The organism is Xylophilus sp. Leaf220, from assembly GCF_001421705.1.
Lineage (GTDB): Bacteria > Pseudomonadota > Gammaproteobacteria > Burkholderiales > Burkholderiaceae_C > Xylophilus.
Genome location: NZ_LMKO01000012.1, coordinates 233868 through 258381, shown reverse-complemented (window position 1 = coordinate 258381; position 24514 = coordinate 233868). Strand labels below are relative to the sequence as shown.

Here is a 24514-nt window from a genome sequence, read left to right as displayed (position 1 = left end):
CCTGGCGTCAGCCCGCTGCAAGCATCGGCCCTGGCGCAGGCCGCGTCGTCCGCGCTAGCCGACCCAGCGCCGCGCGTTGTGCCACAGCTGCAGCCACGGGCTCGGCGCCGCGGCGTCGCCACCGGTCCAGCTCATCTGGATGTTGCGGAACACCCGCTCGGGGTGCGGCATCAGCGCGGTGAAGCGGCCGTCGGGCGTGGTCACGCCGGTCAGGCCGCCGGCGCTGCCGTTGGGGTTGAACGGATAGCGCTCGGTGGCCTGGCCGGCGTTGTCGACGAAGCGCAGCGCGGCCAGCGCGGTGGCCGGGTCGCCCCGGCGCGCGAAGTTGGCGTAGCCCTCGCCGTGCGCCACCGCGATCGGCAGCCGCCAGCCGGCCATGCCCTGCAGGAAGACGCTGGGCGACTCAAGCACCTCGACCATCGCCAGGCGGGCCTCGAAGCGCTCGCTCTGGTTGGTGGTGAAACGCGGCCAGGCAGCGGCACCGGGGATGATGTCGGCCAGCTCGGCGAACATCTGGCAGCCGTTGCAGATGCCCAGGCCGAAGGTGTCGGTGCGGCCGAAGAAGGCGGCGAACTGGTCTGCCAGCTGCGGGTTGAAGGTGATGCTGCGGGCCCAGCCGATGCCGGCGCCCAGCGTGTCGCCATAACTGAATCCGCCGCAGGCGACCACGCCGCGGAAGTCGGACAGCGCAGCACGGCCCGATTGCAGGTCGGTCATGTGCACGTCGACCGATTCGAAGCCGGCCGCGTCGAAGGCATAGGCCATTTCGGTATGGGAGTTGACGCCCTGCTCCCGCAGGATCGCCACGCGTGGCCGGGCGGTGCCGACGATGGCCGGTGCCTGGGGCGCGAGCGCCGCGGCCGGCACATGCCAGTGCAGGCCCGGGTCGGCCGGATCGCCGGCGGCGGCATGCTCGGCATCGGCGCAGGCCGGGTTGTCGCGCTCGGCGCAGATCTTCCAGCTGACGGCGTCCCACACCTGGTGCAGGTCGGCCAGCGTGGCGCTGAACACCGACTTGGCGTCGCGCCAGACTTCGAGCTTGCCCTTGCCGGCTTCCATCGGCGAGCTGGCAGGCCGGGTCTTGCCGACGAAATGGCTGTGCTTCGACAAACCGTGGACGCGCAGGGCCTGCATGACCGCGTCGCGGTCCGCGGTGCGCACCTGCAGCAGCACGCCCAGCTCTTCGCTGAACAGCGCCTTGAGGGTCAGTTCCTCGCGCCGGGCGCTCACCTGGCCGGCCCAGTTCTTGGCGTCGCCGTATTCGGCGCGGCTGTCGGAGATGCCGTCGCCCTCGGTCACCAGCAGGTCCACGTTGAGCGCCACGCCCACATGGCCGGCGAAGGCCATCTCGACCGCGGCGGCGAACAGGCCGCCGTCGCTGCGGTCGTGGTAGGCCAGCAGCTTGCCTTCGGTGCGCAGTGCATTGACCGCCGCGACGAGGTTCACCAGATCCTGCGGATCGTCCAGGTCGGGCACGCCGTCCTGCACCGGGCAGCCGGTCTGCGAGAGGGTCTGCGCCAGGATCGAGCCGGCCATGCGGTGCCGGCCACGGCCCAGGTCGACCAGCACCAGGGTGGTGTCGGCCTCGGCCGCGTCGAGCTGCGGCGTGAGCGTGCCGCGCACGTCGGCCAGGGTGGCGAAGGCGCACACGATCAGGCTGACCGGCGAGGTGACCTTCTTGGCGGTGCCGCCGTCCTGCCACTGGGTACGCATCGACAGCGAATCCTTGCCCACCGGGATCGACACGCCCAGCGCGGGGCACAGCTCCAGGCCGACGGCCTTCACCGTCGCGTAGAGCGCCGCGTCTTCGCCGGGCTCGCCGCAGGCGGCCATCCAGTTGGCCGAGAGCTTGACCCGCGGCAGCTCGATCGGGGCGGCCAGCAGGTTGGTGATCGCCTCCGCCACCGCCATCCGGCCCGATGCGGGCGCGTCCAGCGCGGCCAGCGGGGTGCGCTCGCCCATCGCCATCGCCTCGCCCGCGAAACCGGCGTAGTCGGCCAGCGTGACCGCGCAATCGGCCACCGGCACCTGCCACGGGCCGACCATCTGGTCGCGGTGGGTCAGGCCGCCGACGGTACGGTCGCCGATGGTGATCAGGAAGCGCTTGGAGGCGACCGTGGGGTGCGAGAGCACCGCGATGGCCGCGTCCTGCAGGGCGACGCCGGTCAGCTCCAGCGGCCGGAAGCTGCGTTGCACGGTTTTCACATCGCGCAGCATCTTGGGAGGCTTGCCGAGGAGGACGTTCATCGGCATGTCGACGGCCCAGGCCGGGGCGCCCTCGCCCGCTGGCGGCAGGGGGCTTTCGGACAGGGGAACGTGGTCGCCGACGACGAGCTGGCGGGCGTCGGTCGCCACGCCCACCACCGCGAACGGGCAACGCTCGCGCTCGCAGAAGGCCTGGAACCGGGCCAGCGATTCGGGTGCGATCGCCAGCACGTAGCGCTCCTGGCTCTCGTTGGACCAGATTTCCTTGGGCGCCAGTCCGGATTCCTCCAGCGGCACCGCCCGCAGGTCGAAGCGCGCGCCGCGGCCGGCATCGTTGGTCAGCTCCGGGAAGGCGTTCGACAAGCCGCCGGCGCCCACGTCGTGGATCGCCAGGATCGGGTTCTCGGCGCCCAGGTGCCAGCAGTGGTTGATGACCTCCTGCGCACGGCGCTCGATCTCGGGATTGCCGCGCTGGACCGAATCGAAATCCAGTTCGGCCGCATTGGCGCCGGTGGCCATCGAGCTGGCGGCGCTGCCGCCCATGCCGATGCGCATGCCGGGGCCGCCCAGCTGGATGAGCAGCGATCCGGCGGGGAATTCGATCTTCTGCGTGAGGGCCGCGTCGATCGTGCCCAGGCCGCCCGCGATCATGATCGGCTTGTGGTAGCCGCGGCGGACGGTGTCGATGTCGCTCGCGACCGTCTGCTCGTACTCGCGGAAATAACCCAGCAGGTTGGGCCGGCCGAACTCGTTGTTGAACGCGGCGCCGCCCAGCGGGCCCTCGGTCATGATCTGCAGCGGGCTGGCGATGTGCGCCGGCCGGCCGAAGTCGTCGTCGCCCGGCCAGAGTTTGGAGACGGTGAAGCCGGTCATGCCGGCCTTGGGCTTGGAGCCTCGGCCGGTGGCGCCTTCGTCGCGGATCTCGCCGCCGGCGCCGGTCGAGGCACCGGGGTACGGCGAGATGGCGGTCGGGTGGTTGTGCGTCTCCACCTTCATCAGCACATGCTGCAGATTGCTATCTTTTTGGTAGCTGTAGGCCGGCGCACCGTCCTGGCCAGAGGCACTTTTCGCCAGAAATCGCTCGACGGTATGGCCTTCCATCACCGAGGCGTTGTCGGAGTACGCCACCACCGTATGCGCGGGGTGCAGCTTGTGGGTGTTGCGGATCATGCCGAACAGGCTGTCGGGCTGCGGCTGGCCGTCGATCACGAACTGGGCGTTGAAGATCTTGTGGCGGCAGTGCTCGCTGTTGGCCTGGGCGAACATCATCAGCTCGACGTCGGTCGGGTTGCGCTGCAGCCCGGTGAAGGCATCGACCAGGTAGTCGATCTCGTCTTCGGCCAGGGCCAGGCCGAAGGTGGCGTTGGCCGCCACCAGCGCGGCACGGCCGCCGCCCAGCACGTCGACCTGCTCCATCGGCGCGGCCTGCAATTCGGTGAACAGCGCGGCGGCCTCGGCCCGGTCGAAGAAGACCGACTCGGTCATCCGGTCGTGCAGCAACCCGGCCAGCGCCACCGATTGGCCGTCGTCCAGCGTCGCCTTGCCGAGCAGCGGCTGCTTCAGATGGACGCGGTATTCGACGATGCGCTCGACCCGGCGCACCGCCAGGCCGCAGTTGTGCGCGATGTCGGTGGCCTTGGAGGCCCAGGGCGACACGGTGCCCAGGCGTGGCGCCACGACGATGGTCGTGCCCTGGCCCGGCCTGTCGGCGCCGGCCGGCGCGGCGTACGGGTCGCCGTAGGTCAGCAGGGCCGCCAGGCGGGCATGGTCGTCGGCGCCTGGCGCAGCATCCGACAGCACCAGGTGCACGAAGCGGGCCGAGATGCCGTCGATGCGCGGATGCACCGCCTGCAGGCGCGGCAGCAGCTGGCGGACGCGGAATTCGCTCAGCGCGTTGCCGCCGTCGAAGGAAGTGATGGCGAGCGGGGTCGGGGTGGGCAAGGTCACGGGGGCGGCCTGTTGGATGTCTGCGGGTGCGAGAAGCAGGACGGGCGCCGCGCGACCGCCGCTGGATGGGGCGGGCGCGGGCTGCTCCGGGAAACCCCGGATTCTAAAGCGGCGCCACCCGCCCGGCGCCCGGGCCGGCACCCCTGCGGCGGCACGGCCTGGAGAGCCGATGGGATAATTCCCGGATGAGCATCACCTACAAGAACGCCCAGGAAATCGAAGGCATGCGCGTCGCCTGCCGCCTTGCCGCCGAAGTGCTGGACTACCTCGCGCCGCATGTGAAGCCGGGCGTCACCACCAACGAGATCGACCGGCTCGCCGCGGAGTGCATGGCACGGCAGGGCAGCGTGTCGGCCACGCTCGGCTACCAGCCGCCGGGCTATCCGCCCTACCCGAAATCGCTCTGCACCTCGCTGAACCACGTGGTCTGCCACGGCATTCCCAACGACAAGCCGCTGAAGAAAGGCGACATCATGAATGTCGACGTCACCGTCATCAAGGACGGCTGGTACGGCGACACCAGCCGGATGTACATGGTGGGCGAGCCCTCCATCGCCGCCAGGCGGCTGAGCGCGATCACCTTCGAATCGCTCTGGATCGGCATCATGAAGGTCCGGCCCGGTGCGCGGCTGGGCGACATCGGCTCGGCGATCCAGAAGTTCGCCGAGGGCCACGGCTTCAGCGTGGTGCGCGAGTTCTGCGGCCACGGCATCGGCCGCAACTTCCACGAAGAACCGCAGGTGCTGCACTACGGCAAGCCCGGCACGCTGGAGGAGCTCAAGCCCGGCATGACCTTCACCATCGAGCCGATGCTCAACGCCGGCCGCCGCGAGGTCAAGGAGTTCGGCAACGACGGCTGGGCCATCGTCACCAAGGACCACAGCCTGTCGGCCCAGTGGGAGCACACGGTGTTGGTCACCGAGACGGGCTGCGAGGTGCTGACCCTGTCGGCCGAATGCCCGCCGCCGCCCGCCTTCTACACCGATGTGCACGGCACGCCGGCCCTCGCCGCGTAACCCGCGTCCGATCCCGACGTGTCCGGCAGGAGCCCCTCCCCGATGTCCGATCTTTCGCTGCTGCGCGACGACTACCGCCAGAAGAAGGCGACGCTGCTGGACGCGGCCGAGCGCAGCGGCGCCACCGCCCGCGGCATCCACACGGTCTTGCGCCAGTTGGCGCGGATGGCCGACCAGCTGCTCGGCACCCTGTGGACGCGGGCGGCCTTCCCCGAGAGCTTCGCGTTGCTGGCTGTCGGCGGCTACGGCCGGGGAGAGCTGTTTCCCCATTCCGACATCGACGTGCTGCTGCTGCTGCCCGACGGCACCCAGCCCGATGCCGACGACGCGCTGCGGCTGAAGATCGAGGGCTTCATCGGCAGCTGCTGGGACGCTGGCCTGGAGATCGGATCGAGCGTGCGCACCGCCGCCGAATGCCTGGACGAGGCGGCCCGCGACGTGACGGTGCAGACCTCGCTGCTCGAATCGCGCCGGCTCGTCGGCGACGCCACCCTGTTTCACCGGTTCCGCAAGGCGTTCCGCGAAGCGCTCGATCCGCAGGCGTTCTTCTCCGCCAAGATGCTGGAGCTGCGCCAGCGGCATCACAAGTTCGAGGACACGCCCTACTCGCTGGAGCCCAACTGCAAGGAATCGCCCGGCGGGCTGCGCGACCTGCAGAGCATCCTGTGGGTGTCCACTGCGGCCGGCTACGGAGAGAACTGGGACGCACTGGCCCATAACGGCCTGGCCACCGCATTCGAGGTGCGCCAGATCAAGCGCAACGAGGCGCTGCTGAGCCTGATCCGCACCCGGCTGCACCTGATCGCCAAGCGCCGCGAAGACCGGCTGGTGTTCGACCTGCAGACGGCGGTCGCCGAATCCTTCGGCTACCGGTCGCTGGCACCCGACGGCACCCGGCTGGCCCGCCGCGCCAGCGAGGCGCTGATGCGGCGCTACTACTGGGCGGCCAAGGCGGTCACGCAGCTGAGCCAGATCCTGCTGCTCAACATCGGCGAGCGGCTCAACCCGACCACCCACGCGCTGATCCCGATCAACGAGCGCTTCTACGAGAAGGCCGGGATGATCGAGGTGGCGAGCGACGACCTCTACCGCACCCAGCCGCACGCGATCCTCGAAACATTCCTGCTGTACGAGACGCACATCGGCCTGCGCGGCCTGTCGGCCCGCACGCTGCGCGCCCTCTACAACGCCCGCGATGCGATGGATGCGTCGTTCCGGCGCGACCCGGTCAACCGCGCCACCTTCCGCACCATCCTGCAGCAGCCGGTGGGCATCACCCATGCGATCCGGCTGATGAACCAGACCTCGGTGCTGGGCCGCTACCTGCGGGTGTTCCGCCACATCGTCGGGCAGATGCAGCACGACCTGTTCCACGTCTACACGGTCGACCAGCACATCCTGATGGTGCTGCGCAACGCCCGGCGCTTCTTCATGGCCGAGCATGCGCACGAATATCCGTTCTGCTCGCAATTGGCGGCCGGCTGGGACAAGCCGTGGATCCTGTACACCGCCGCGCTGTTCCACGACATTGCGAAAGGCCGCGGCGGCGACCATTCCGAACTGGGCGCCCGCGACGTGCGCAAGTTCTGCGAAGACCACGACATCGAGCAGGACGACGCCGACCTGATCGCCTTCCTGGTGCAGGAGCACCTGACGATGAGCCACATCGCGCAGAAATCCGACCTGAGCGATCCGGCGGTGATCAGCGCGTTCGCGCAGAAGGTCGGCGACGAGCGCCACCTCACCGCGCTCTACCTGCTCACCGTGGCCGACATCCGGGGCACCAGTCCCAAGGTCTGGAACGCCTGGAAGGGCAAGCTGCTGGAGGACCTGTACCGCTACACCCTGCGGGCCCTCGGCGGCCAGACGCCCAACCCGGCCGCGCTGATCGAATCGCGCAAGCGCGAGGCCCTGGTGCTGCTGGCGCTGCACGCCGAGCCGCACGAGGCCCACAAGAAGCTGTGGGACACCCTGGACGTGCGCTACTTCATGCGCCACGACGCGGCCGACATCGCCTGGCATGCCCGGCAGCTGTCGCGGCATGTGCGCGGCGATCCCCGGCCGGCCGCGGCCGGCGCCGATGCCTGCATCGTGCGGGCGCGGCTGTCGACGGTCGGCGAGGGCCTGCAGGTGCTGGTCTACACGCCCGACGCCCCCGACCTGTTCGCCCGCATCTGCGGCTACTTCGACCAGGCTGGCTTCAGCATCCTGGATGCCAAGGTGCACACCGCCCGCGACGGGTATGCGCTGGACACCTTCCAGGTGGTCACCTCGGTGCTGCCCGAGCACTACCGCGAACTGGTCAGCATGGTGCAGACCGACCTGCCGCAGGCCTTGCAGCAGTCGGGCCCCCTGCCCGCCCCGAGCCGTGGCCGCGTGTCCCGGCGGGTCCGGAGCTTTCCCGTCGCGCCGCGCGTCGAGCTGCGGCCGGACGACCGCGCCCAGCGCTGGCTGCTGAGCATTTCCGCCAGCGACCGTGCCGGCCTGCTGTATTCGATCGCCCGCGTGCTGGCCAAGCACCAGCTCAACCTGCAGCTGGCCAAGATCAGCACCCTGGGCGAGCGGGTGGAAGACACCTTCCTGATAGACGGCCCGAGCCTGCAGCGCAACCGCGCGCAGCTCGCGATCGAGACGGAACTGCTGGAAGTCCTGCAGGGGGCCTGATCCGGGACAACGCCCGGATCAGCCCGTGGCAGGCCGCAACCGCTGCGGCCGCAACGTTATTCGAAGACTTCGGCATCGCCGAAACGGGGTGCGGCGGAATCCTTGCCGGAAAGCTTGGCCTCGACACCCTGGAGCGGCCACGGAATCGCAAGTTCGGGATCGTTCCAGGCGATGCAGCGCTCGAACTCCGGCGCGTAGTAGTCGGTCGTCTTGTAGAGAAAATCCGCCGATTCGCTGGTCACCAGGAAGCCGTGCGCGAATCCCGGTGGGACCCACATCTGGCGCTGGTTCTCTTCGCTCAACTCCGCCCCGACCCACTGGCCGAATGTCTTCGACTGCTTGCGGATGTCCACCGCCACGTCGTACACCGTTCCGCGCACCACGCGCACCAGCTTGCCTTGCGCCTGGCGCAGCTGGTAGTGCAGGCCACGCAGAACGCCTTGCGCGCTGCGGCTGTGGTTGTCCTGCACGAACGAGACCGTATGCCCGACCGCGGCCTCGAACGCGCGGTGGTTGAAGCTCTCGAAGAAGAAACCTCTTGCGTCGCCGAAGACTTTCGGCTCCAGGATCACGACTTCGGGGATGGACGTGGCGATGACCTTCATTTGACGATCTTTTCCTTCAGCAGGCGCAGCATGTACTGGCCGTAGCCGTTCTTGGTCAGCGGCTGGGCGAGCCGCTCGAATTGTTCAGCGGTGATGAAGCCGTTGCGCCATGCGATCTCTTCGGGGCAGGCGATCTTCAAACCCTGGCGCTGTTCCAGAGTGGCGATGAACTGGCCGGCCTCCAGCAGACTTTCGTGCGTGCCGGTGTCGAGCCAGGCATAGCCGCGCTGCATGATCTGCACGTTGAGCGCCTGGTTCTCGAGGTAGTGCTGGTTGACGGCCGTGATCTCCAGCTCGCCGCGGGCGCTCGGCTTGACAGCCTTGGCCACGTCCACCACCTGCTCGTCGTAGAAGTAGAGGCCGGTCACCGCGTACTGGCTCTTGGGCTTCGCCGGCTTTTCCTCGATGCTGGTAGCGCGGCCTTCCGCGTCGAAATCCACCACGCCGTAACGCTCGGGGTCCTGCACGTGGTAGGCGAACACCGTCGCACCCGCCCGGCGGGCATCCGCGTCTTCGAGCAGCACCTGGAAGTCGTGTCCGTGGAAGATGTTGTCGCCCAGCACCAGCGCGCTCGGCGCACCGGCCAGGAACTGCTCGCCGATGATGAACGCCTGGGCCAGGCCGTCCGGGCTGGGCTGCACCGCGTACTGCAAGTTCAGGCCCCACTGGGCCCCGTCGCCCAGCAGCTGCTGGAAGCGCGGCGTGTCCTGCGGCGTGCTGATGATCAGGATGTCGCGGATACCCGCCAGCATCAGCGTGCTCAGCGGGTAGTAGATCATCGGCTTGTCGTAGACCGGCAGCAGCTGCTTGCTGATCGCCAGGGTGGCCGGGTGCAGGCGGGTGCCAGAGCCCCCCGCCAGCACGATGCCTTTGCGTTGTGTGGTCATCGGTTCGAAGTCTCCAGGATCTCGGCCAGCATCCGGTCGACGCCGGTCTGCCATGCAGGCAGCGTCAGCTTGTAAGCCTGTTGCAGGCGCGTGGTGTCCATGCGCGAATTGGCGGGACGGCGGGCGGGCGTCGGAAACGCGCTGGTCGGCACCGCCGCGATGTCCTCGACGGCCAGCGGCACGTCGGGCTGCAGCCGCCGCGCCTGCGCGATGACGTGGGAAGCGTAGCCGTGCCAGGTCGTCTCGCCGCCGGCGACCAGGTGGTACAGCCCGGCAGGCGCGCCGTGGTGTTCCACGGCACGGATCGCATGCGCCGTCACGTCCGCGATCAGGTCGGCGCCGGTCGGGGCGCCCCACTGGTCGTCGATGACCGTCAGCCGGCTCCGATCGCGGGCCAGCCGCAGCATGGTCTTGGCGAAGTTGCCACCGCGCGCGGCATACACCCAGCTGGTGCGGAAGATCAGGTGCCGGCAGCCGCTGGCCTGGATGCGCTGCTCGCCCTCGAGCTTGGTGCTGCCGTACACCGACAGTGGGCCGGTCACATCCGCTTCCGACCAGGCTCGGGTACCTCCGCCGTCGAAGACGTAGTCGGTGCTGTAGTGCACCAGCAGCGCGCCCAGGCGTGCTGCCTCGTGTCCCAGCACGCCGGGCGCCTCGGCATTGATGCGGTGCGCGCGCTCCGCTTCGCTTTCCGCCTTGTCGACGGCGGTGTGGGCGGCGGCGTTCACGATCACGTCGGGTCGTACGGCGCGCACCGCTTCGGTCAGCAAGTCTGGGCTCTCGAGGTCGGCGGCGCTGCGCGGCAGTACCGTCACATCGCCCAACGGCGCCAGGCTGCGTTGCAGTTCCCAGCCCACCTGCCCCGAGCTGCCCAGGAGCATGATGCGCATCACGCGGACACCGCCGCCGGCGCGTACTGCTGCGCGACCCAGTCGCGGTACGCACCGGTCTGCACGTCGGCGACCCACTGGGCATGGTCCAGGTACCACTGCACCGTCTTGCGGATGCCGGTGTCGAAGGTTTCGGCCGGCTTCCATCCCAGCTCGCGCTCGATCTTGCGGGCGTCGATCGCGTAACGGCGGTCGTGGCCCGGGCGGTCCTTCACATAGGTGATCTGCTCGGCGTAGGGCTTGCCGTCGGTGCGGGGGCGCAGTTCGTCCAGCAGCGCGCAGATGGTGCGCACGATCTCGATGTTGGCTTTCTCGTTCCAGCCGCCGACGTTGTAGGTTTCGCCCAGCTGTCCGGCCTCGAGCACGCGGCGGATCGCGCTGCAATGGTCGCGCACGTAGAGCCAGTCGCGCACCTGCAGGCCGTCGCCGTAGATCGGCAGGGGTTTGCCCGCCAGCGCGTTGGTGATCACCAGCGGGATCAGCTTCTCCGGGAAGTGGAAAGGGCCGTAGTTGTTGCTGCAGTTGGTGGTGAGCACCGGCAGGCCGTAGGTGTGGTGCCAGGCGCGGACCAGATGGTCGCTGGCGGCCTTGCTCGCGCTGTAGGGGCTGTTGGGCTCGTAGCGGTGGGTTTCGGTGAAGGCCGGATCGGCCGCGCCCAGGGTGCCGTACACCTCGTCGGTCGACACGTGCAGCAAGCGGAAAGAAGCGGCTTCCGGCGCGTCGAGCGAAGCCCAGTAGGCGCGTACCGATTCCAGCAGATGGAAGGTACCGACCACGTTGGTCTGGATGAAATCGCCCGGCCCGTGGATCGAACGGTCGACATGGCTCTCGGCCGCGAAGTTGAGCACGGCGCGGGGCCGGTGTTGCCGCAACAGGCCGTCCATCAAAGCGCGGTCGCCGATATCGCCCTGCACGAAGACGTGCCGCGCATTTCCGTCGATGCCTGCGAGGTTCTGCAGGTTGCCCGCATAGGTCAGTTTGTCGAGGTTGACGACGGTTTCGTCGGTCGCATCGACCCAGTCGAGCACAAAGTTCGCACCAATGAAACCGGCTCCGCCGGTCACCAAAATCGTCATGTCGCTAAGTCCTGATGTCTATGAGCGTATGGCGGTAGACCGCCATGGCTTCGACGCGCATCCGGTGGGTGGTCCGACGCTTGCGTGTTCACGAGGGCGCGAAAAAGCTGGACTGGGATACGCACGGCGTGCCGGGATTGTAAACACCGCTCCTCGTGCCGCAGCCTGCGAGGAGCGTCGTGCTCCGGCATGGCGCGGGCCCTTCCCGAACCCCTGCGGTTTGCGCTATGGTCGCGCCCTGTGGCGCATGGGCACATCGTTTGCCCGTCGGTGCGCCACACGAGGCACGCGACAACGCGCGCCGTACAACACACAAGCCTAGGGGAAATTCACATGGTCCGTTCCGAAGACACCGGCAAGCTCGTCCTGCGCCTGAGCGTGGGCATTCTCATCCTGCTGCACGGCATCGCCAAGATCGGCTCCGGCGTGGGCGGCATCGCCGGCATGCTGTCGTCGCACGGCCTGCCGGCCGAACTGGCCTACCTTGCCTACATCGGCGAGGTGGTGGCGCCGCTGCTCCTGATCGTGGGCATCTTCACACGCCCTGCGGCGTGGATCATCGTGGTGAACATGCTGTTCGCGCTGTTCCTGGCGCACATGAAGGATTTCGGCGCGCTCAACAACATGGGCGGCTGGAAGCTCGAGCTGCAGGGCATGTTCCTCTTCGGCGCGCTGGCAGTGGCGTTTCTCGGCGCAGGACGCTTCAGTGTCGGCGGCAGCGGCGGCAAGCTGAACTGATCACGTGCTGCATCGGCGGCGGGGCGCCAGGCCCGCAAGACCGCCGACCCATGGCTTCTCACCGCGAAAGCGGTGCTCAGCGCTCCAGCCAACGGCCGTAGCGCGAGAGCCCGAAGCACATGACCCAGTAGACGGCCGCGAGGAACAGGTAGCCCTCGAGGTAGAACGGCCGCCACACCGGGTCGCCGCCCAGGGCCAGCCCCAGGGCACCGGTCAGTTCGAACAGACCGACCACGGTGACCAGCGAGGTGTCCTTCAGGGTGCCGATCACCGCGTTGACGAGCGCCGGCACCACGATGCGCAGGGCCTGCGGCAGCACCACCGTGCGCTGCACCTGCCAGCGCCGCATGCCCAGGGCAACGGCCGCGTCGACCTGCCCCCGCGGCACCGCCTGCAGGCCGCCCCGGATAATCTCGGCCAGGTACGCTGCCGTGAACAGCGCCATGCCCGTCAGCACACGCAGCAGCACGTCGGGCTGGAAGGCCTGCGGCACCAGCAGCGGCACCAGGAACGACGCCATGAACAGGACCGAGATCAGCGGCACGCCGCGGATCAGTTCGATGTAGCTCGCGCACACGGTGCGCACCACCGGCAGTTGCGACCGCCGGCCCAGCGCCAGCGCCAGCCCGATCGGAAATGCCGCGCCCAGCGAGAAGACGGCCAGCGCCACCGTCAGGGGCAAGCCACCCCATCTGCCGGTCGGGACCGTCTCCAGCCCGCCCCAGCCGCCACGCATGAGCAGCACGAACAACGCGATGCCCGCGATCCAGGCGGGTACCAGCGGCCAGCGCCAGAACCGGGGCCACGCGCTCGCGGCCAGCAAAGCCACCAGGACGGCCAAGGCGGTCGCTGGCCGCCACTGCTGGTCGAACGGGTAGCGGCCGAACAGCAGCGACCGCCATTTCTCGGCGATCACGCCCCAGCAGGCATGGTGGGTGGCGGCCCGGCAGGCTTCGGCATCGGGCCGGAACACCGCGCCCACGCCGCCCCATGCGATCGCCTGCCAAGCTATCCAGAGGAAGACCGCGACCAGCCCCAAAGTGCACGCGCTGCGCACCGGGCCGCCGAACAGATCGGCCCGCCAGTCGACCGCCGCCGTCGGCCGTCTCACGACCACCCCCGCAGCGCCACCCGGCGGTTGTAGAAGTTCATGACCGCCGAAATCAGCAGCGACAGCAGCAGGTACACCGCCATCACCACCGCGATGCATTCGAAGGCCCGTCCGGTCGAGTTGAGCGACGTGTTGGCGACCGACACCAGTTCGGGATAACCCACCGCCACCGCCAGCGAAGAGTTCTTGACCAGGCTCAGCAACTGGTTGGTAAGCGCAGGCACGATGACGCGCAGGGCCTGCGGCAGCACGACCACCCGCAGCTGCTGGACCGGCGTGAACCCCATCGCCCGTGCGGCGTCGTTCTGGCCGTCCGACACCGACGCGATCCCGGCCCGCACGATCTCGGCCACGAAGGCGGCGGTGTAGAAGCCCAGTGCCCAGACGATCGCCAGGTACTCCGGCGTGAGCGACGCGCCGCCGCTGACGTTGAACACCGTGCGCTCCGGCCATTCGAGGGCGTGCGGCCACCAGCTGCCGGCCTCGGTCACCGGCCAGGGCAGCGACAGGCCGCTCTTGCTGATCCAGATGCCGGGCAGCAGTTGTACCGCCTCGCTCGCATCCGGTAGCAACTGGGTAAGGGCGAAGTACAGCATCAGCAGTTGCACCAGTAACGGCACGTTGCGCAGCGCCTCGACATACGCGGTGCAGATCCCGCGCACCAGCAGGTGCGGCGCCAGCCGGCCGATGCCGAGCAGCGTGCCCAGCACCAGCGCGAGCATCGCGGCCGGCACCGCGGCGCGGACCGTGTTGACCAGGCCCGCGAGAAAGGCGCGCCAGAACGGCTGGCCGGCCGCGTAGTCGAGCCAGCCCTCGCCCACCTCGAAACCCGCGGGCTGCAGCAGGAAATCGAACCCCGAGCGGATGCCGCGAGCCCGGAGCACCTCGAACGCATGGCCGACCAGCGCGGCCACGCCGGCCAGCAGCACCGCCAGCAGGAGCAGCTGCACCACCCAGGCCCATACCGTGGCGCGCGGCAGACGGCTCATGCCCGACGCCTCGGCCGGTCGACCGGGCGCGATGCGGCCACGGCGCGCGCTGCCTGCATCAGCGCACCGGCAGTGCGTACATCAGCCCACCCTGGTTCCACAGCCGGTTCACCCCGCGCGGAAGCTGCAGAACGGATTTCGGGCCCACGTTGCGCTCGAACATCTCGCCGTAGTTGCCGACCGCCTTGATCGCGCGGAACGCCCAGTCCTTGTCCAGGCCCAACAGCTTGCCGGTGTCTTCGCCGGTGCCCAGCAGCCGCTGGGCCGCAGGGTCCTGGCTGGCGGTGCGGGCGGCGTCCACGCCGGCCTGGGTCAGCCCCAACTCTTCCGCTTCGATCAGCGCGTTGGGCACCCATTTCACGATGGTGAACCACTCGTCGTCGCCCCGGCGCACGGCGGGTGCGAGCGGTTCCTTCGAGATCAGCTCGGGCAGGATCAGGTAGTCGTCGGGGTTCTTGGCTTCCTTGTTGCGCAGGCCTGCCAGGGCCGACGCGTCGGTGGTGAAGACCTGGCACCGGCCGGAGAAGAATGCCTTGAACGCCGCCTCGAAGTTCTCGAACACCACCGTCTTGACCTTGATGTTCTGGGCGCGGAAATAGTCGGCGACGTTCTTCTCGTTGGTCGTGCCCGACTGGGTGCAGATCTCGGCGCCCTTCAACTGCTTGGCACTGGTGATCTTGAGCTTCTTCGGCACCAGGAAACCCTGGCCGTCGTAGTAGGTGATGGTGGTGAACTGCAGGCCCAGCGAAGCGTCGCGGGCGAGCGTCCAGCTGGTGTTGCGGGCCAGGATGTCGATCTCGCCGGCCTGCAGCGCCGAGAAGCGCTGTTGCGCGTTGAGCGGCACGAAATTGACCTTTTTGGCGTCGCCCAGGACAGCCGCGGCCACCGCGCGGCAGGTGTCGACGTCGAGGCCCGACCATTCGCCCTTGGAGTCGGGGGCCGAGAAGCCGGCCACGCCGTTGGTCACGCCGCAGTTGACCGTGCCCCGCTGCTTGACGGCGTCGAGCGTCTTGCCCGCGTGCGCCGCAGGCGCGGAAAGCACGGCGGCAGCCGCCAGGGCGAAGCCGTAGACAGCCTGTCGGGAAAAGGAAGGTGGGCGGAAATGCGGCATGGCGTTTTCTTTCTGCAAGTCGTTCGTGTCGAACATCAATCGTCGTCGGACGGGTCCATTCCGGGGAACAGCACCTCGGTGAAGCCGAACCGGCTGAAATCCCGCACCCGCATCGGGTAGAGCTTGCCGACCAGGTGATCGCACTCGTGCTGCACCACGCGGGCGTGGAAGCCTTCCACCGTACGGTCGATCGGCGAACCCTGCGGATCGACGCCGCTGTAGCGAATGCGCGACCAGCGCGGCACCACGCCCCGCAGGCCCGGCACCGACAGGCAGCCTTCCCAGCCGTCTTCCTCCTCCGGGCCGAGCGGTTCGATCACCGGGTTGAGCAGCACCGTGCGCGGCACCACCGGCGCATCCGGGTAGCGGACATTCGGCGCATCGGTTCCGAAGATCACCAGTTGCAGGTCGACGCCGATCTGGGGCGCCGCCAGCCCGGCGCCGTTGACCGCCTGCATCGTCTCGAACATGTCCGCGACGAGCGTATGCAGCGCTTCGCTTCCGAACGCATCGGACGGTACGGCGGGCGCCACGCGCAACAGGCGCAGATCGCCCATCTTGAGGATTTCTCGGATGGCCATGGGAGTGCGGAGGGTGCCGGCCGGGCCGGCGCCATCCTCGGATCAAAGGTACCGAGCATAGCCCGACCGGCCAGGGTGCGCAGGCACAATGCCGGCACCGGCCGCCGACGGTGGCGGCCCCGGCCGATCGACCTCTCCCGCATGACCCTGCCCTCCCCCGGTTCACTGCCGCCCGCCCCGGTGCGGTGGCTGCTCTATGCCATGGCCGTGGTGTGCCTCGTGCTGGCGGTGATCGGGGTGATGGTACCGGGCATGCCCAGCACGGTCTTCGTGATCCTGGCGGCCTGGGCCGCCGCCCGCAGTTCGCCGACGCTGCACGCCCGGTTGATGCGCAATCCGGTGTTCGGCCCCTTGTTGCAACAGTGGCAGCAGGGCGGCTACGTCAGCCGTCGGTCCAAATGGAGCGCCAGCATCGCGATGGCGGCCTGCGCTGCGGTGGTTCTTCTGACAGTTCGGCAGGTCTGGATCGCATCGCTCGCGATCGGCTGCATGGACGGCGTGCTCGCCTGGCTGTGGTGCAGACCCGAACCACCGCGTGCTGCTGCCGGCGAACGTCTCCGGACCTTCGGATGATTAACGATTGAACGGCACGTCGGCCGCGTCGGGCCTGCGTCCATCCATCGGTGGTACCGCCATCGCCGGTGGAGCCGACCGGCCGGAAGGCTGGTTGAACCGCGGTACGTCCGCCGCATCGGGCCTGCGGCCCACGGGGGGCGCCATGGCGGGTGGTGCAGGCCGGTTGTCCCCGGCGCGGGGTGGCTGCCCCCGGTCGTACGGACGCCCACCGCCATACCCGGGGCGGGGATAGTAGTAGCCGGGATTGGAGTAGTAGCCGCGCGGATAGGCGTAGTCGCCGCCGTAGGCACCGTATCCTCCATAGCCGTAGGCCGGCGGCGGTACGACCACGGTTTCGGAGTAACCGACCCCGCCGTACGGATAGCCGTAGCCGTAGCTGTCCACCGGCGGCGCAACGCAACCGACCAGTGCCGCCGCCACGCCGAGTGCCAGGACGGAACGGGTGATGAATTTGACGTGCATTCGAATCTCCTCACCGATGCGTCGGTGCATCGCAGTCCTGACAGCATGGCAGCGGACCCAGGGCTCCGGGTAGGCACATGCGCTTTTTCCGCATCGGCCGGACCGCCGTGCATTTACGCGGCGGCTTAGCGCCAGCCACGCCGGCCATAGCCGCCGTAGCCATACCCACCGCCACGATAGCCGGATCCGCCCCAGATGCCGATGCTGGGTGTTACGACGACCGGCGCCGCCTGGTAGTACGCCGGCCCACCGTAGTAACCGACGGGGGCGACCGGGGCGACGACGCAGCCGCTCAGTGCACCGGCTGCAGCGACGAGAAACGACACACGGACAAGACGAAGCGATTTCATGGGGTCTCCTTTGGAAACAGGCTGCCCCATTCAACGCGCCAGCGACGTGGCGGGTGCAGGCCGCCAGGTATCTCCGGGGTAAAGATGCGTAAGGTCGTCCGCCGCTCCACCGCTGCGCCTCTCAGGCCACCGCGGCCAGCAGGGCCTGCATGCCCGCTTCGTCCAGCACTTCCACGCCCAGCGCCTGCGCCTTCTCCAGCTTGCTGCCCGCTTCCTCGCCGGCCACGACGTAGTCGGTCTTCTTGCTGACCGACCCCGCCACCTTGGCGCCGGCGGCTTCCAGCAGTGCCTTGGCGTCTTCCCGCGACAGCGTGGGCAGCGTGCCGGTCAGCACGAAGGTCTTGCCGGCCAGCGGCAGGGCCTTGCGCTCTGCCGGCGGGCCTTCGGGCCAGTGGATGCCGCAGGCCCGCAATTGCTCCACCACCTCGCGGTTGTGGGGCTGGTCGAAGAAGGTCCGCAGTGCCAATGCGACGATCGGGCCGACGTCGTTCACCTCCAGGAGCTGCTCCACCGGCGCGTCCATGATCGCGTCCAGATTGCCGAAGTGGCGCGCCAGGTCCTTGGCCGTCGCCTCGCCGATGTGGCGGATGCCCAGGCCGAAGAGGAAGCGCGGCAGCGTCGTACCCTTGGATTTCTCCAGGGCCTCGACCACGTTCTGGGCCGACTTGTCGGCCATCCGGTCCAGCGCGGCCAGGGTGGTGAGCCCCAGCCTGTACAGATCGGGCAGCACGCGGATGGTGCCGCTCTCGACCAGTTGGTCGACCAGCTTGTCGCCCAGCCCCTCGATGTCCATCGCCCGGCGCTGGGCGAAGTGCAGGATCGCCTCCTTGCGCTGGGCGGCACAGAACAGGCCGCCCGAGCAGCGGTGGTTGACCTCGCCGGGCTCCCGCACCACGTCGCTGCCGCACACCGGGCACTGCCGCGGCATGTGGAAGTTGGGCACGTAAGGGCAGCGCGGCCGCACCGTCGCGACGGTGCCCACCACCTCGGGAATCACGTCGCCCGCCCGCCGCACGATGGCCGTGTCGCCCACCCGCACGCCCTTGCGGCGCAGCTCGAACAAATTGTGGAGCGTGGCGTTGGTGACCGTCACCCCGCCGACGAAGACCGGCGCCAGGCGCGCCACCGGGGTCAGTTTGCCGGTGCGGCCCACCTGCACGTCGATGTCGACCACCGCCGTCAGCTGCTCCTGCGCCGGGTACTTGTGCGCGACGGCCCAGCGCGGCTCGCGGCTGACGAAGCCCAGCCGCTGCTGCAGCGCCAGCGCATCGACCTTGTAGACCACGCCGTCGATGTCGAAGGGCAGCGTATCGCGAAGCGCGCCGATCTTCTGGTGGAACGCGGCCAGGCCCTCGGCCCCCTCGACCACCGCGCGGTGCTTGTCCACCGGGAAGCCGAAACCGGCGAAGGCCGCCAGCACGCCGTCCTGCGTCGGCGGCTGGTCGGGCCAATCCTGCACCTCGCCCCAGCCGTAGGCGAAGAACGACAGCGGCCGTCTGGCGGCGATGCCCGGATCCAGCTGGCGTACCGCGCCAGCGGCGGCATTTCGCGGGTTGACGAAGGTTTTGTCGCCCGCCTCCCGCTGCCGCTCGTTGAGCTTCTCGAAGTCGGGACGGCGCATGTAGACCTCGCCGCGCACCTCCAGCACGGCGGGCGCGCCGGCGGGCAGCCGCAGCGGAATCTGGCGCATCGTGCGGATGTTCTGCGTCACCTCTTCGCCGGTCTCGCCGTCGCCCCGGGTGGCGGCGCGCACCAGCTTGCGGTCTTCGTAGCGCAGGTTCATCGCCAGGCCGTCGAACTTCAGCTCGGCCATGTAGGCGACGGGCGGGTCGCCCTCCTTCAGGCCCAGTTCCTTGCGGATGCGGGTGTCGAATGCCACGGCGCCGGTGGCCTCGGTGTCGGTTTCGGTGCGGATGCTGAGCATCGGCACCGCATGCCGGACCGAGGCGAAAGCCCCCAGCGGCGCGCCGCCGACCCGCTGCGTCGGCGAATCGGGCGTCACCAGGTCGGGATGGGCCATCTCCAGCGCCTGCAGCGCCTGGAACACCCGGTCGTACTCCGCGTCGGGGACCGCGGGCGCGTCCAGCACGTAGTACTGGTGGGCCCAGGTGTCGAGCTGGGCCCGAAGTGCTTCTATTTCGATAGCAGGAGGTCGGCCATCCGCGCCGGCCACAGCCACTTTCGGTTCGGAAACATCGGTTTCGGCCTTCGCAGGCCCTGCACGGGACGCCACGGCCCGCTCAGCCGAACAGACGGCGCGCCTGCACCGATCCGGCCGACAGGTCGCGCCCGTCGAGCGTGTCGTAGAGCTTTTCCAGGTCGGCACCGATGCCGTCCATCGCGTCTTCGCGCAGCGGCTGCCCGTTCTGGTCGGTGACCACACCGTCCATCGCCTGGGCCAGCGACGCCGCCGCCTCGCGCAACCGGGTGAAGGGCTGCTCCTGCCGGTACACCTGGGCGACGTCCAGGCTCAGCTGCACTTCGCGGATGGCCGACTGGGCCGGGTCTTCGGCGAGGGCGGCCTGGGTATCGAACGCCAGGGTCAACACCGGCGGCAGTCCGGCACCCGACGTGGCGGGCAGGGCCATCCGGCCCGGGATCACGCCGGGCACGAAGCCCAGGCGGGCGGCGTTCTGCTGCACGTAGCCGGGGCTCCAGGCCGCGGCGCGGGCCCGCAGCACGAAAGCGAGTTGGGCATCGTGGTCGCTCGCGAACTGGTCCAGCTCGCGGGCGCGGGCCACCTCGTCGCGCATCTCGGGAAAATCCGGCGCGGCATTGAGCGCGTCGGCGAAGCCCTGAGTCTTCATGACGAATTCCGAGAATTCGATGTCGTTGAGCGCCCCGGTGCGGTTGGCCAGCTGCACGCCGGCCTGGAACGCCCGGTAGCGCTGGCCCGCCACCGGGGTTTCCCAGTGGCCGGTCGCGTCGTTCAGGCCCTCGATGGCGAAGGGCTTGCTGCCCACGCGGCGGGTGGTGGGCGTCGCGGCCAGTGCGGCATCGCCGGAGGCGACGCCTTCCAGTGCCAGCGGAGCGATCACGTCGATCAGCGGGTCCAGCCCCGGCTTCTTCTCCGGCAACGGCAAGTTCGGCATCCCACCGAGCGCCGGATCCCCACCCTCGCCCACCGCCGCCAGGTCGGCACCGTCGAATGCCGGCTCCTGGCGCTCGCCGGGCTCTGACGGCGCACTGCCGTCGGCCGCGGCCGGGGCTGTCGGCTCGGCCTGCTTCGGCGCGTTGCGCCGCGACGTCCAGGCGCTGTGGGCCACGATGGCCGCCAGCACCACGCCCCCGGCCATCGCCAGGCTGATCTGCAAGGTGCTCATGGTCGGAAGTCCTTTGGGATGCGAAAGGTCGTCATTCTAATTTTGAGTGTTCTCAACAAAGTTCTGCAGCCCATGGTCGAAAGAGGCCAGCGCAGCGAAGCCGACTGCCTCGGAACGCCGTGGGTCCGGCTCCGCCGGCCCGCCAGCGTCGCCCCCGGAAGGGGGTAGGCGAAGACACGCAGTGCGCAGCCTGGGGGTGATCTAAACACTAGCCATCGAAAGAGCGGACTCCATGTCCACCGCCACGATCCGCGACACGCCCTGCTCCTGCATCGTCACCCCGATCAGCTGCTCGGCCATCTCCATCGCGATTTTGTTGTGGCTGATGAAGAGGAACTGTGTCTCTTTGCTCATCGCCGCCACCAGCTTGGCGTAGCGCTCGGTGTTGGCGTCGTCCAGCGGCGCGTCCACCTCGTCCAGCAGGCAGAACGGCGCGGGGTTCAGCTGGAAGATGGCGAAGACCAGCGCGATCGCCGTCAGCGCCTTTTCCCCGCCCGAGAGCAGGTGGATCGTCTGGTTCTTCTTGCCGGGGGGCTGGGCCATGACCTGCACGCCGGCGTCGAGCACCTCTTCGCCGGTCATCATCAGCTTGGCGTTGCCGCCGCCGAACAGCTCGGGGAACATCCGGCCGAAATGCCCGTTGACGATGTTGAAGGTGCCGACCAGCAGCTCGCGCGTCTCGGCGTCGATCTTGCGGATCGCGTCCTCCAGCGTGGTCATCGCCTCGACCAGGTCGGCGGTCTGCGCGTCCAGGAAGGTCTTGCGTTCGCGGGCGGTGCCCAGTTCTTCCAGCGCGGCCAGGTTGACCGCCCCGAGTGCGGCGATGTCGCGGTTGCCGCGGTCGATCTCGCCCTGCAGTCCGGTCATGCGGACGTTGCCGGCGGCGATCGACTGCGCCACCGCCTCCAGGTCGGCCTGCGCGTCGGTCAGCAGCGCGTCGTACTGCTCCAGGCCCAGGCGCGCGGCCTGCTCCTTCAACTGGAATTCGGTGATGCGCTGGCGCAGCGGATCGAGCGCCCGCTCCAGCAGCAGCCGGCGCTCGTCGCTGGCGCGCAGCTTGGTGGTCAGGTCGTCGTACTCGCTGCGGGCCGCGCCCAGGGCGGCCTCGCGGCCGGCCTTGAGTTCCAGCGCCGCCTGCAGCCCGCCCTGCGCCGCGGCGTCCGACAGCCGCGCCAATTCCTCGGTGGCGCGCGCCTCTTCCGACGCCAGCGAACCGGCCTGCTGCGCGGCGGTGTCGATGGCGCGGCCCAGCTCGGCGCGGCGCGATTCCAGGCTGCGGCGGGCGAAGGTGGCCTCCTGCGCCTGACGCTCCAGGCTGCGCTGCTGCTCGCGCGACTCGTGGACCCGGCGTTCGGCCTCGATCACCCGCTCGTCCAGCTGGGCATGCCGCTCCTGGCTGTCGGCCAGCTGCATGTCGAGTTCCTCGAAACGGGCCTCGGCGGTCACCCGGCGCTCCTGCAGGTCGTCCAGCAGCGCATCGACCTCGCCGAGATCTGCCGCGATCTGCTCGCTGCGGGCGCGGGCCTGCTCGGCCAGCTGGCCCAGGCGCAGGGTCTCGACCTGCAGCTCGTGCGCGCGGCTCTGCGCTTCGGTCGCGTCGCGGCGGGCGGCGACCAGGCGCTGCGAGGCATCGGCATAGCCGGCCTCCGCACGGACCAGGGCGGAGCGGGCCTCCTCGCCGATGAGGGCCTGGGCGCGCAATTGCTTTTCCAGGTTGTCGATTTCCTGGGCGCGGGCCAGCAGGCCGGCCTGCTCGGAATCCTGTGCGTAGAAATCGACGCCGTGCGCCGTCACCGCATGGCCTTGCGGCACATGGATGGATTCGCCGGGCCGCAACTGCGCCCGGGCGGCCAGCGCCTCTTCCAGGCTGGCGGCGGTGTAGCAGCCGTGGAGCCAGTCGGCCAGCAGCGCCCGCTGGCCGGCGTCGTGGAGCTGCAGGCGGTCGATCAGGCGTGGCAGGGCCGCGTCGCCCTCGGGCGCGCCGGCCACGGGCGGGCTGTAGAACGCCAGCTTGGCCGGCGGCGCGTCGGATGCGAAGGCACGCACCAGGTCGAGCCGACCGACTTCCAGCGCGCCCAGGCGCTCGCGCAGCGCGGCCTCCAGCGCGTTTTCCCAGCCCGGCTCCACCTGCAGCCGGTTCCAGAGCGCCTGCACGCCGTCCAGGCCGTGCCTGGCGAGCCAGGGCTGCAATTTGCCGTCGGTCTTGACCTTTTCCTGCAGCGCTTTCAGTGCCTCCATCCGGGCCGAGAGATCGGCCTGGCGCGCGCTTTCGGCGTTGACCGCCTGCTGGCGGCTGCGGCGCTCGTCGTCGCGCTGGGGCAGGGATTCCTGCAGGTCGTGCAGCCGGGCGCCGGCCTCCTCGGCGGCTTCCTGCGATTCCTCCAACTGCGCGCGCAGGTTGGCCAGCCGCGCCTCGTCGGGCGCCGCCAGCGCATTGCGGTCGGCCGACAGGCGCTCGCGCCGCTGGTCGAGCTGGCGCGATTGTTCTTCCACGTTGCGCTGCTCGGCGGCCAGCACCTGGATCTGCTGCTGCACCTGGGTGACGGTGGCGCGCTGCTCGCTGGCCTTCTGCTGCGCCTGGCGCAGGGCGTCTTCCAGATCGGGCAACTGCAGCGCCTGCTCTTCCACCTGGGCGGCCAGCAGTTCGGCTTTCTCCTCGGCGTCCTCGCCCTGCTCTGCCAGGGTTTCCAGCTCTGCCTGGGCGTCGTCCTGCCGGGTGGCCCACTGGCCGACCTGCTCCTTCAGCGTGGCCAGTCGCTGCTCCACCCGCTGGCGGCCCTCGACGACGAAGCGGATCTCGGCCTCCAGCCGGCCGACCTCGGCGCTCGCCTCGTACAGCCGGCCCTGCGACTGGTTGACCTGGTCGCCGGCGGCGTAGTGCGCCTGGCGGATCGTCTCCAGCTCGGTCTCGATGTGGCGCAGGTCGGCGGTACGCGACTCCAGGTCGTTGACCGCCTGCAGGCCGTCGGCGCGCACCTTGGCCTGGTCGGCCTCGCTCTCGCTGCGCTTCAAGAACCAGAGCTGGTGCTGCTTGAGCGTGGTGTCGCCCAGCAGGGCGTTGTACTTCTGCGCCACCTCGGCCTGCTTCTCGAGCTTCTCGAGGTTGCCGTTCAGCTCGCGCAGGATGTCCTCGACCCGGGTCAGGTTCTCGCGGGTGTCGGAGAGGCGGTGCTCGGTTTCGCGACGGCGCTCCTTGTACTTGGAGACGCCCGCAGCCTCCTCCAGGAACAGCCGCAGCTCCTCGGGCCGCGATTCGATGATCCGGCTGATGGTGCCCTGGCCGATGATGGCGTAGGCCCGCGGGCCCAGGCCGGTGCCGAGGAACACGTCCTGCACGTCGCGCCGCCGCACCGGCTGGTTGTTGATGTAGTAGCTGCTGGTGCCGTCGCGGGTCAGCACCCGCTTGACCGCGATCTCGGTGAACCGGCTCCAGGCGCCGCCGGCGCGGTGGTCGTTGTTCTCGAACACCAGCTCCACGCTGGCCCGGCTCGAGGCCTTGCGGGTGGTGGTGCCGCTGAAGATCACGTCCTGCATCGACTCGCCGCGCAGCTCGCTCGCCTTCGACTCCCCCAGCACCCAGCGCACCGCGTCCATGATGTTGGACTTGCCGCAGCCGTTCGGTCCCACCACGCCGACCAGCTGGCCGGGCAGCAGGAAGTTGGTGGGTTCGGCGAACGATTTGAAGCCGGAGAGCTTGATGGAATTGAGGCGCACGGGGTGGGCTGGCGTGGAAAAGGTCGCGGCCGCCAGGGCGCTTGCTACGGCCCGGGGCAAGGGCGGATGATAAACGGCAGCCCATGAGCCCTTCCGCAGCGCCGGGGGCCTTCCAGCGGCGCCTGCCCGCGGGGCCGCGCCCTGGTTTCAGTACGCATCGTACTTTCGCGTTTTCGTACTGAAACCGCGGCCGGCGTGGGGGCCGTTGACATGCCCGGTGCCACGGGATTCAAGCCCCGATGAGCCGCCAGCCGGCACCGCTCAACGAC

At 69.3% G+C, this 24514-nt stretch carries 18 protein-coding genes; 4 read left to right on the top strand and 14 right to left on the bottom strand.

Translation table 11 applies throughout. From position 1 onward, the window contains the following. Nucleotides 1-54 precede the first annotated feature (54 nt). Nucleotides 55-4152: a phosphoribosylformylglycinamidine synthase gene (gene purL, locus ASE76_RS09870; RefSeq protein WP_055838416.1), complete on the bottom strand. Its 4098-nt coding sequence runs from the start codon at nt 4150-4152 to the stop codon at nt 55-57. A gap of 185 nt (nt 4153-4337) precedes the next feature. Between purL and map the strand changes: the two genes are divergently transcribed. Together map and ASE76_RS09860 are read left to right on the top strand one after the other, a co-directional pair. After that, a complete protein-coding gene (gene map, locus ASE76_RS09865) occupies nt 4338-5168 on the top strand; it encodes a type I methionyl aminopeptidase (protein ID WP_055838413.1) in 831 nt (276 codons plus the stop codon). Nucleotides 5169-5210: 42 nt separating this feature from the next. Continuing rightward, the gene (locus tag ASE76_RS09860; RefSeq protein WP_055838409.1) at nt 5211-7832 is read left to right on the top strand and encodes a [protein-PII] uridylyltransferase; all 2622 of its coding nucleotides are present in this window, start codon (nt 5211-5213) and stop codon (nt 7830-7832) included. Between the two features lie 56 nt (nt 7833-7888). Here the strand turns inward: ASE76_RS09860 and rfbC are convergent, their stop codons facing one another. Genes rfbC through rfbB form a run of 4 tightly spaced genes read right to left on the bottom strand, consistent with a single transcriptional unit; the run spans nt 7889 to nt 11290 of the window. Beyond that, nucleotides 7889-8437: a dTDP-4-dehydrorhamnose 3,5-epimerase gene (gene rfbC, locus ASE76_RS09855; protein ID WP_055838406.1), complete on the bottom strand. Its 549-nt coding sequence runs from the start codon at nt 8435-8437 to the stop codon at nt 7889-7891. Then, nucleotides 8434-9324 (bottom strand): glucose-1-phosphate thymidylyltransferase RfbA, encoded by an 891-nt coding sequence (gene rfbA / locus ASE76_RS09850; RefSeq protein ID WP_055838402.1) that lies wholly within the window; start codon nt 9322-9324, stop codon nt 8434-8436. Before rfbA ends, rfbC begins: the two co-directional genes overlap by 4 nt. Continuing rightward, nucleotides 9321-10214: a dTDP-4-dehydrorhamnose reductase gene (gene rfbD, locus ASE76_RS09845; RefSeq protein WP_055838399.1), complete on the bottom strand. Its 894-nt coding sequence runs from the start codon at nt 10212-10214 to the stop codon at nt 9321-9323. The genes rfbA and rfbD overlap by 4 nt, the downstream gene beginning before the upstream one ends. After that, nucleotides 10214-11290, bottom strand: coding sequence for a dTDP-glucose 4,6-dehydratase (rfbB, locus tag ASE76_RS09840; RefSeq protein ID WP_055838396.1), 1077 nt, complete (start codon nt 11288-11290; stop codon nt 10214-10216). The genes rfbD and rfbB overlap by 1 nt, the downstream gene beginning before the upstream one ends. A 333-nt stretch (nt 11291-11623) precedes the next feature. On the opposite strand from rfbB, the gene ASE76_RS09835 reads away from it, so the two are divergent. Beyond that, complete coding sequence (locus ASE76_RS09835) at nt 11624-12028, top strand: DoxX family protein (RefSeq protein ID WP_055838393.1); 405 nt, start codon at nt 11624-11626, stop codon at nt 12026-12028. A 76-nt stretch (nt 12029-12104) separates the two neighbouring features. Here ASE76_RS09835 and ASE76_RS09830 read toward each other — a convergent pair whose 3' ends face one another. From ASE76_RS09830 to ASE76_RS09815, 4 genes are read right to left on the bottom strand one after another with little or no spacing between them, the layout of a single operon-like run. Then, on the bottom strand, nt 12105-13139 hold the full coding sequence (locus ASE76_RS09830) for an amino acid ABC transporter permease (RefSeq protein ID WP_055839240.1): 1035 nt from the start codon (nt 13137-13139) through the stop codon (nt 12105-12107). Then, nucleotides 13136-14128, bottom strand: a complete 993-nt coding sequence (locus tag ASE76_RS09825; RefSeq protein ID WP_055838390.1) for an amino acid ABC transporter permease — start codon at nt 14126-14128, stop codon at nt 13136-13138. Before ASE76_RS09825 ends, ASE76_RS09830 begins: the two co-directional genes overlap by 4 nt. A 58-nt stretch (nt 14129-14186) precedes the next feature. Then, complete coding sequence (locus tag ASE76_RS09820; protein WP_055839239.1) at nt 14187-15239, bottom strand: amino acid ABC transporter substrate-binding protein; 1053 nt, start codon at nt 15237-15239, stop codon at nt 14187-14189. A gap of 35 nt (nt 15240-15274) precedes the next feature. Continuing rightward, entirely contained in the window at nt 15275-15820 is a 546-nt protein-coding gene (locus ASE76_RS09815) for a peptide deformylase (protein ID WP_055838388.1), read from the bottom strand. Between the two features lie 141 nt (nt 15821-15961). Here ASE76_RS09815 and ASE76_RS09810 point away from each other — a divergent pair, with 141 nt between their 5' ends. Further along, nucleotides 15962-16393, top strand: a complete 432-nt coding sequence (locus ASE76_RS09810; protein WP_055838385.1) for a YbaN family protein — start codon at nt 15962-15964, stop codon at nt 16391-16393. On the opposite strand, the gene ASE76_RS20540 is transcribed toward ASE76_RS09810, so the two are convergent. The 5 genes from ASE76_RS20540 to smc all read right to left on the bottom strand — a co-directional run bounded on the left by ASE76_RS20540 (nt 16394) and on the right by smc (nt 24245). Continuing rightward, nucleotides 16394-16858, bottom strand: a complete 465-nt coding sequence (locus tag ASE76_RS20540; protein WP_156362631.1) for a hypothetical protein — start codon at nt 16856-16858, stop codon at nt 16394-16396. It abuts the gene before it with no gap. Nucleotides 16859-16983: 125 nt separating this feature from the next. Further along, complete coding sequence (locus ASE76_RS20535) at nt 16984-17208, bottom strand: hypothetical protein (RefSeq protein ID WP_156362629.1); 225 nt, start codon at nt 17206-17208, stop codon at nt 16984-16986. A gap of 121 nt (nt 17209-17329) precedes the next feature. After that, complete coding sequence (gene ligA / locus ASE76_RS09805) at nt 17330-19387, bottom strand: NAD-dependent DNA ligase LigA (RefSeq protein WP_055838383.1); 2058 nt, start codon at nt 19385-19387, stop codon at nt 17330-17332. A 61-nt stretch (nt 19388-19448) separates the two neighbouring features. Continuing rightward, complete coding sequence (locus ASE76_RS09800) at nt 19449-20531, bottom strand: cell division protein ZipA C-terminal FtsZ-binding domain-containing protein (protein WP_055838380.1); 1083 nt, start codon at nt 20529-20531, stop codon at nt 19449-19451. A 201-nt stretch (nt 20532-20732) separates the two neighbouring features. Further along, nucleotides 20733-24245, bottom strand: a complete 3513-nt coding sequence (gene smc / locus ASE76_RS09795; RefSeq protein WP_055838377.1) for a chromosome segregation protein SMC — start codon at nt 24243-24245, stop codon at nt 20733-20735. Nucleotides 24246-24514 lie beyond the last annotated feature (269 nt).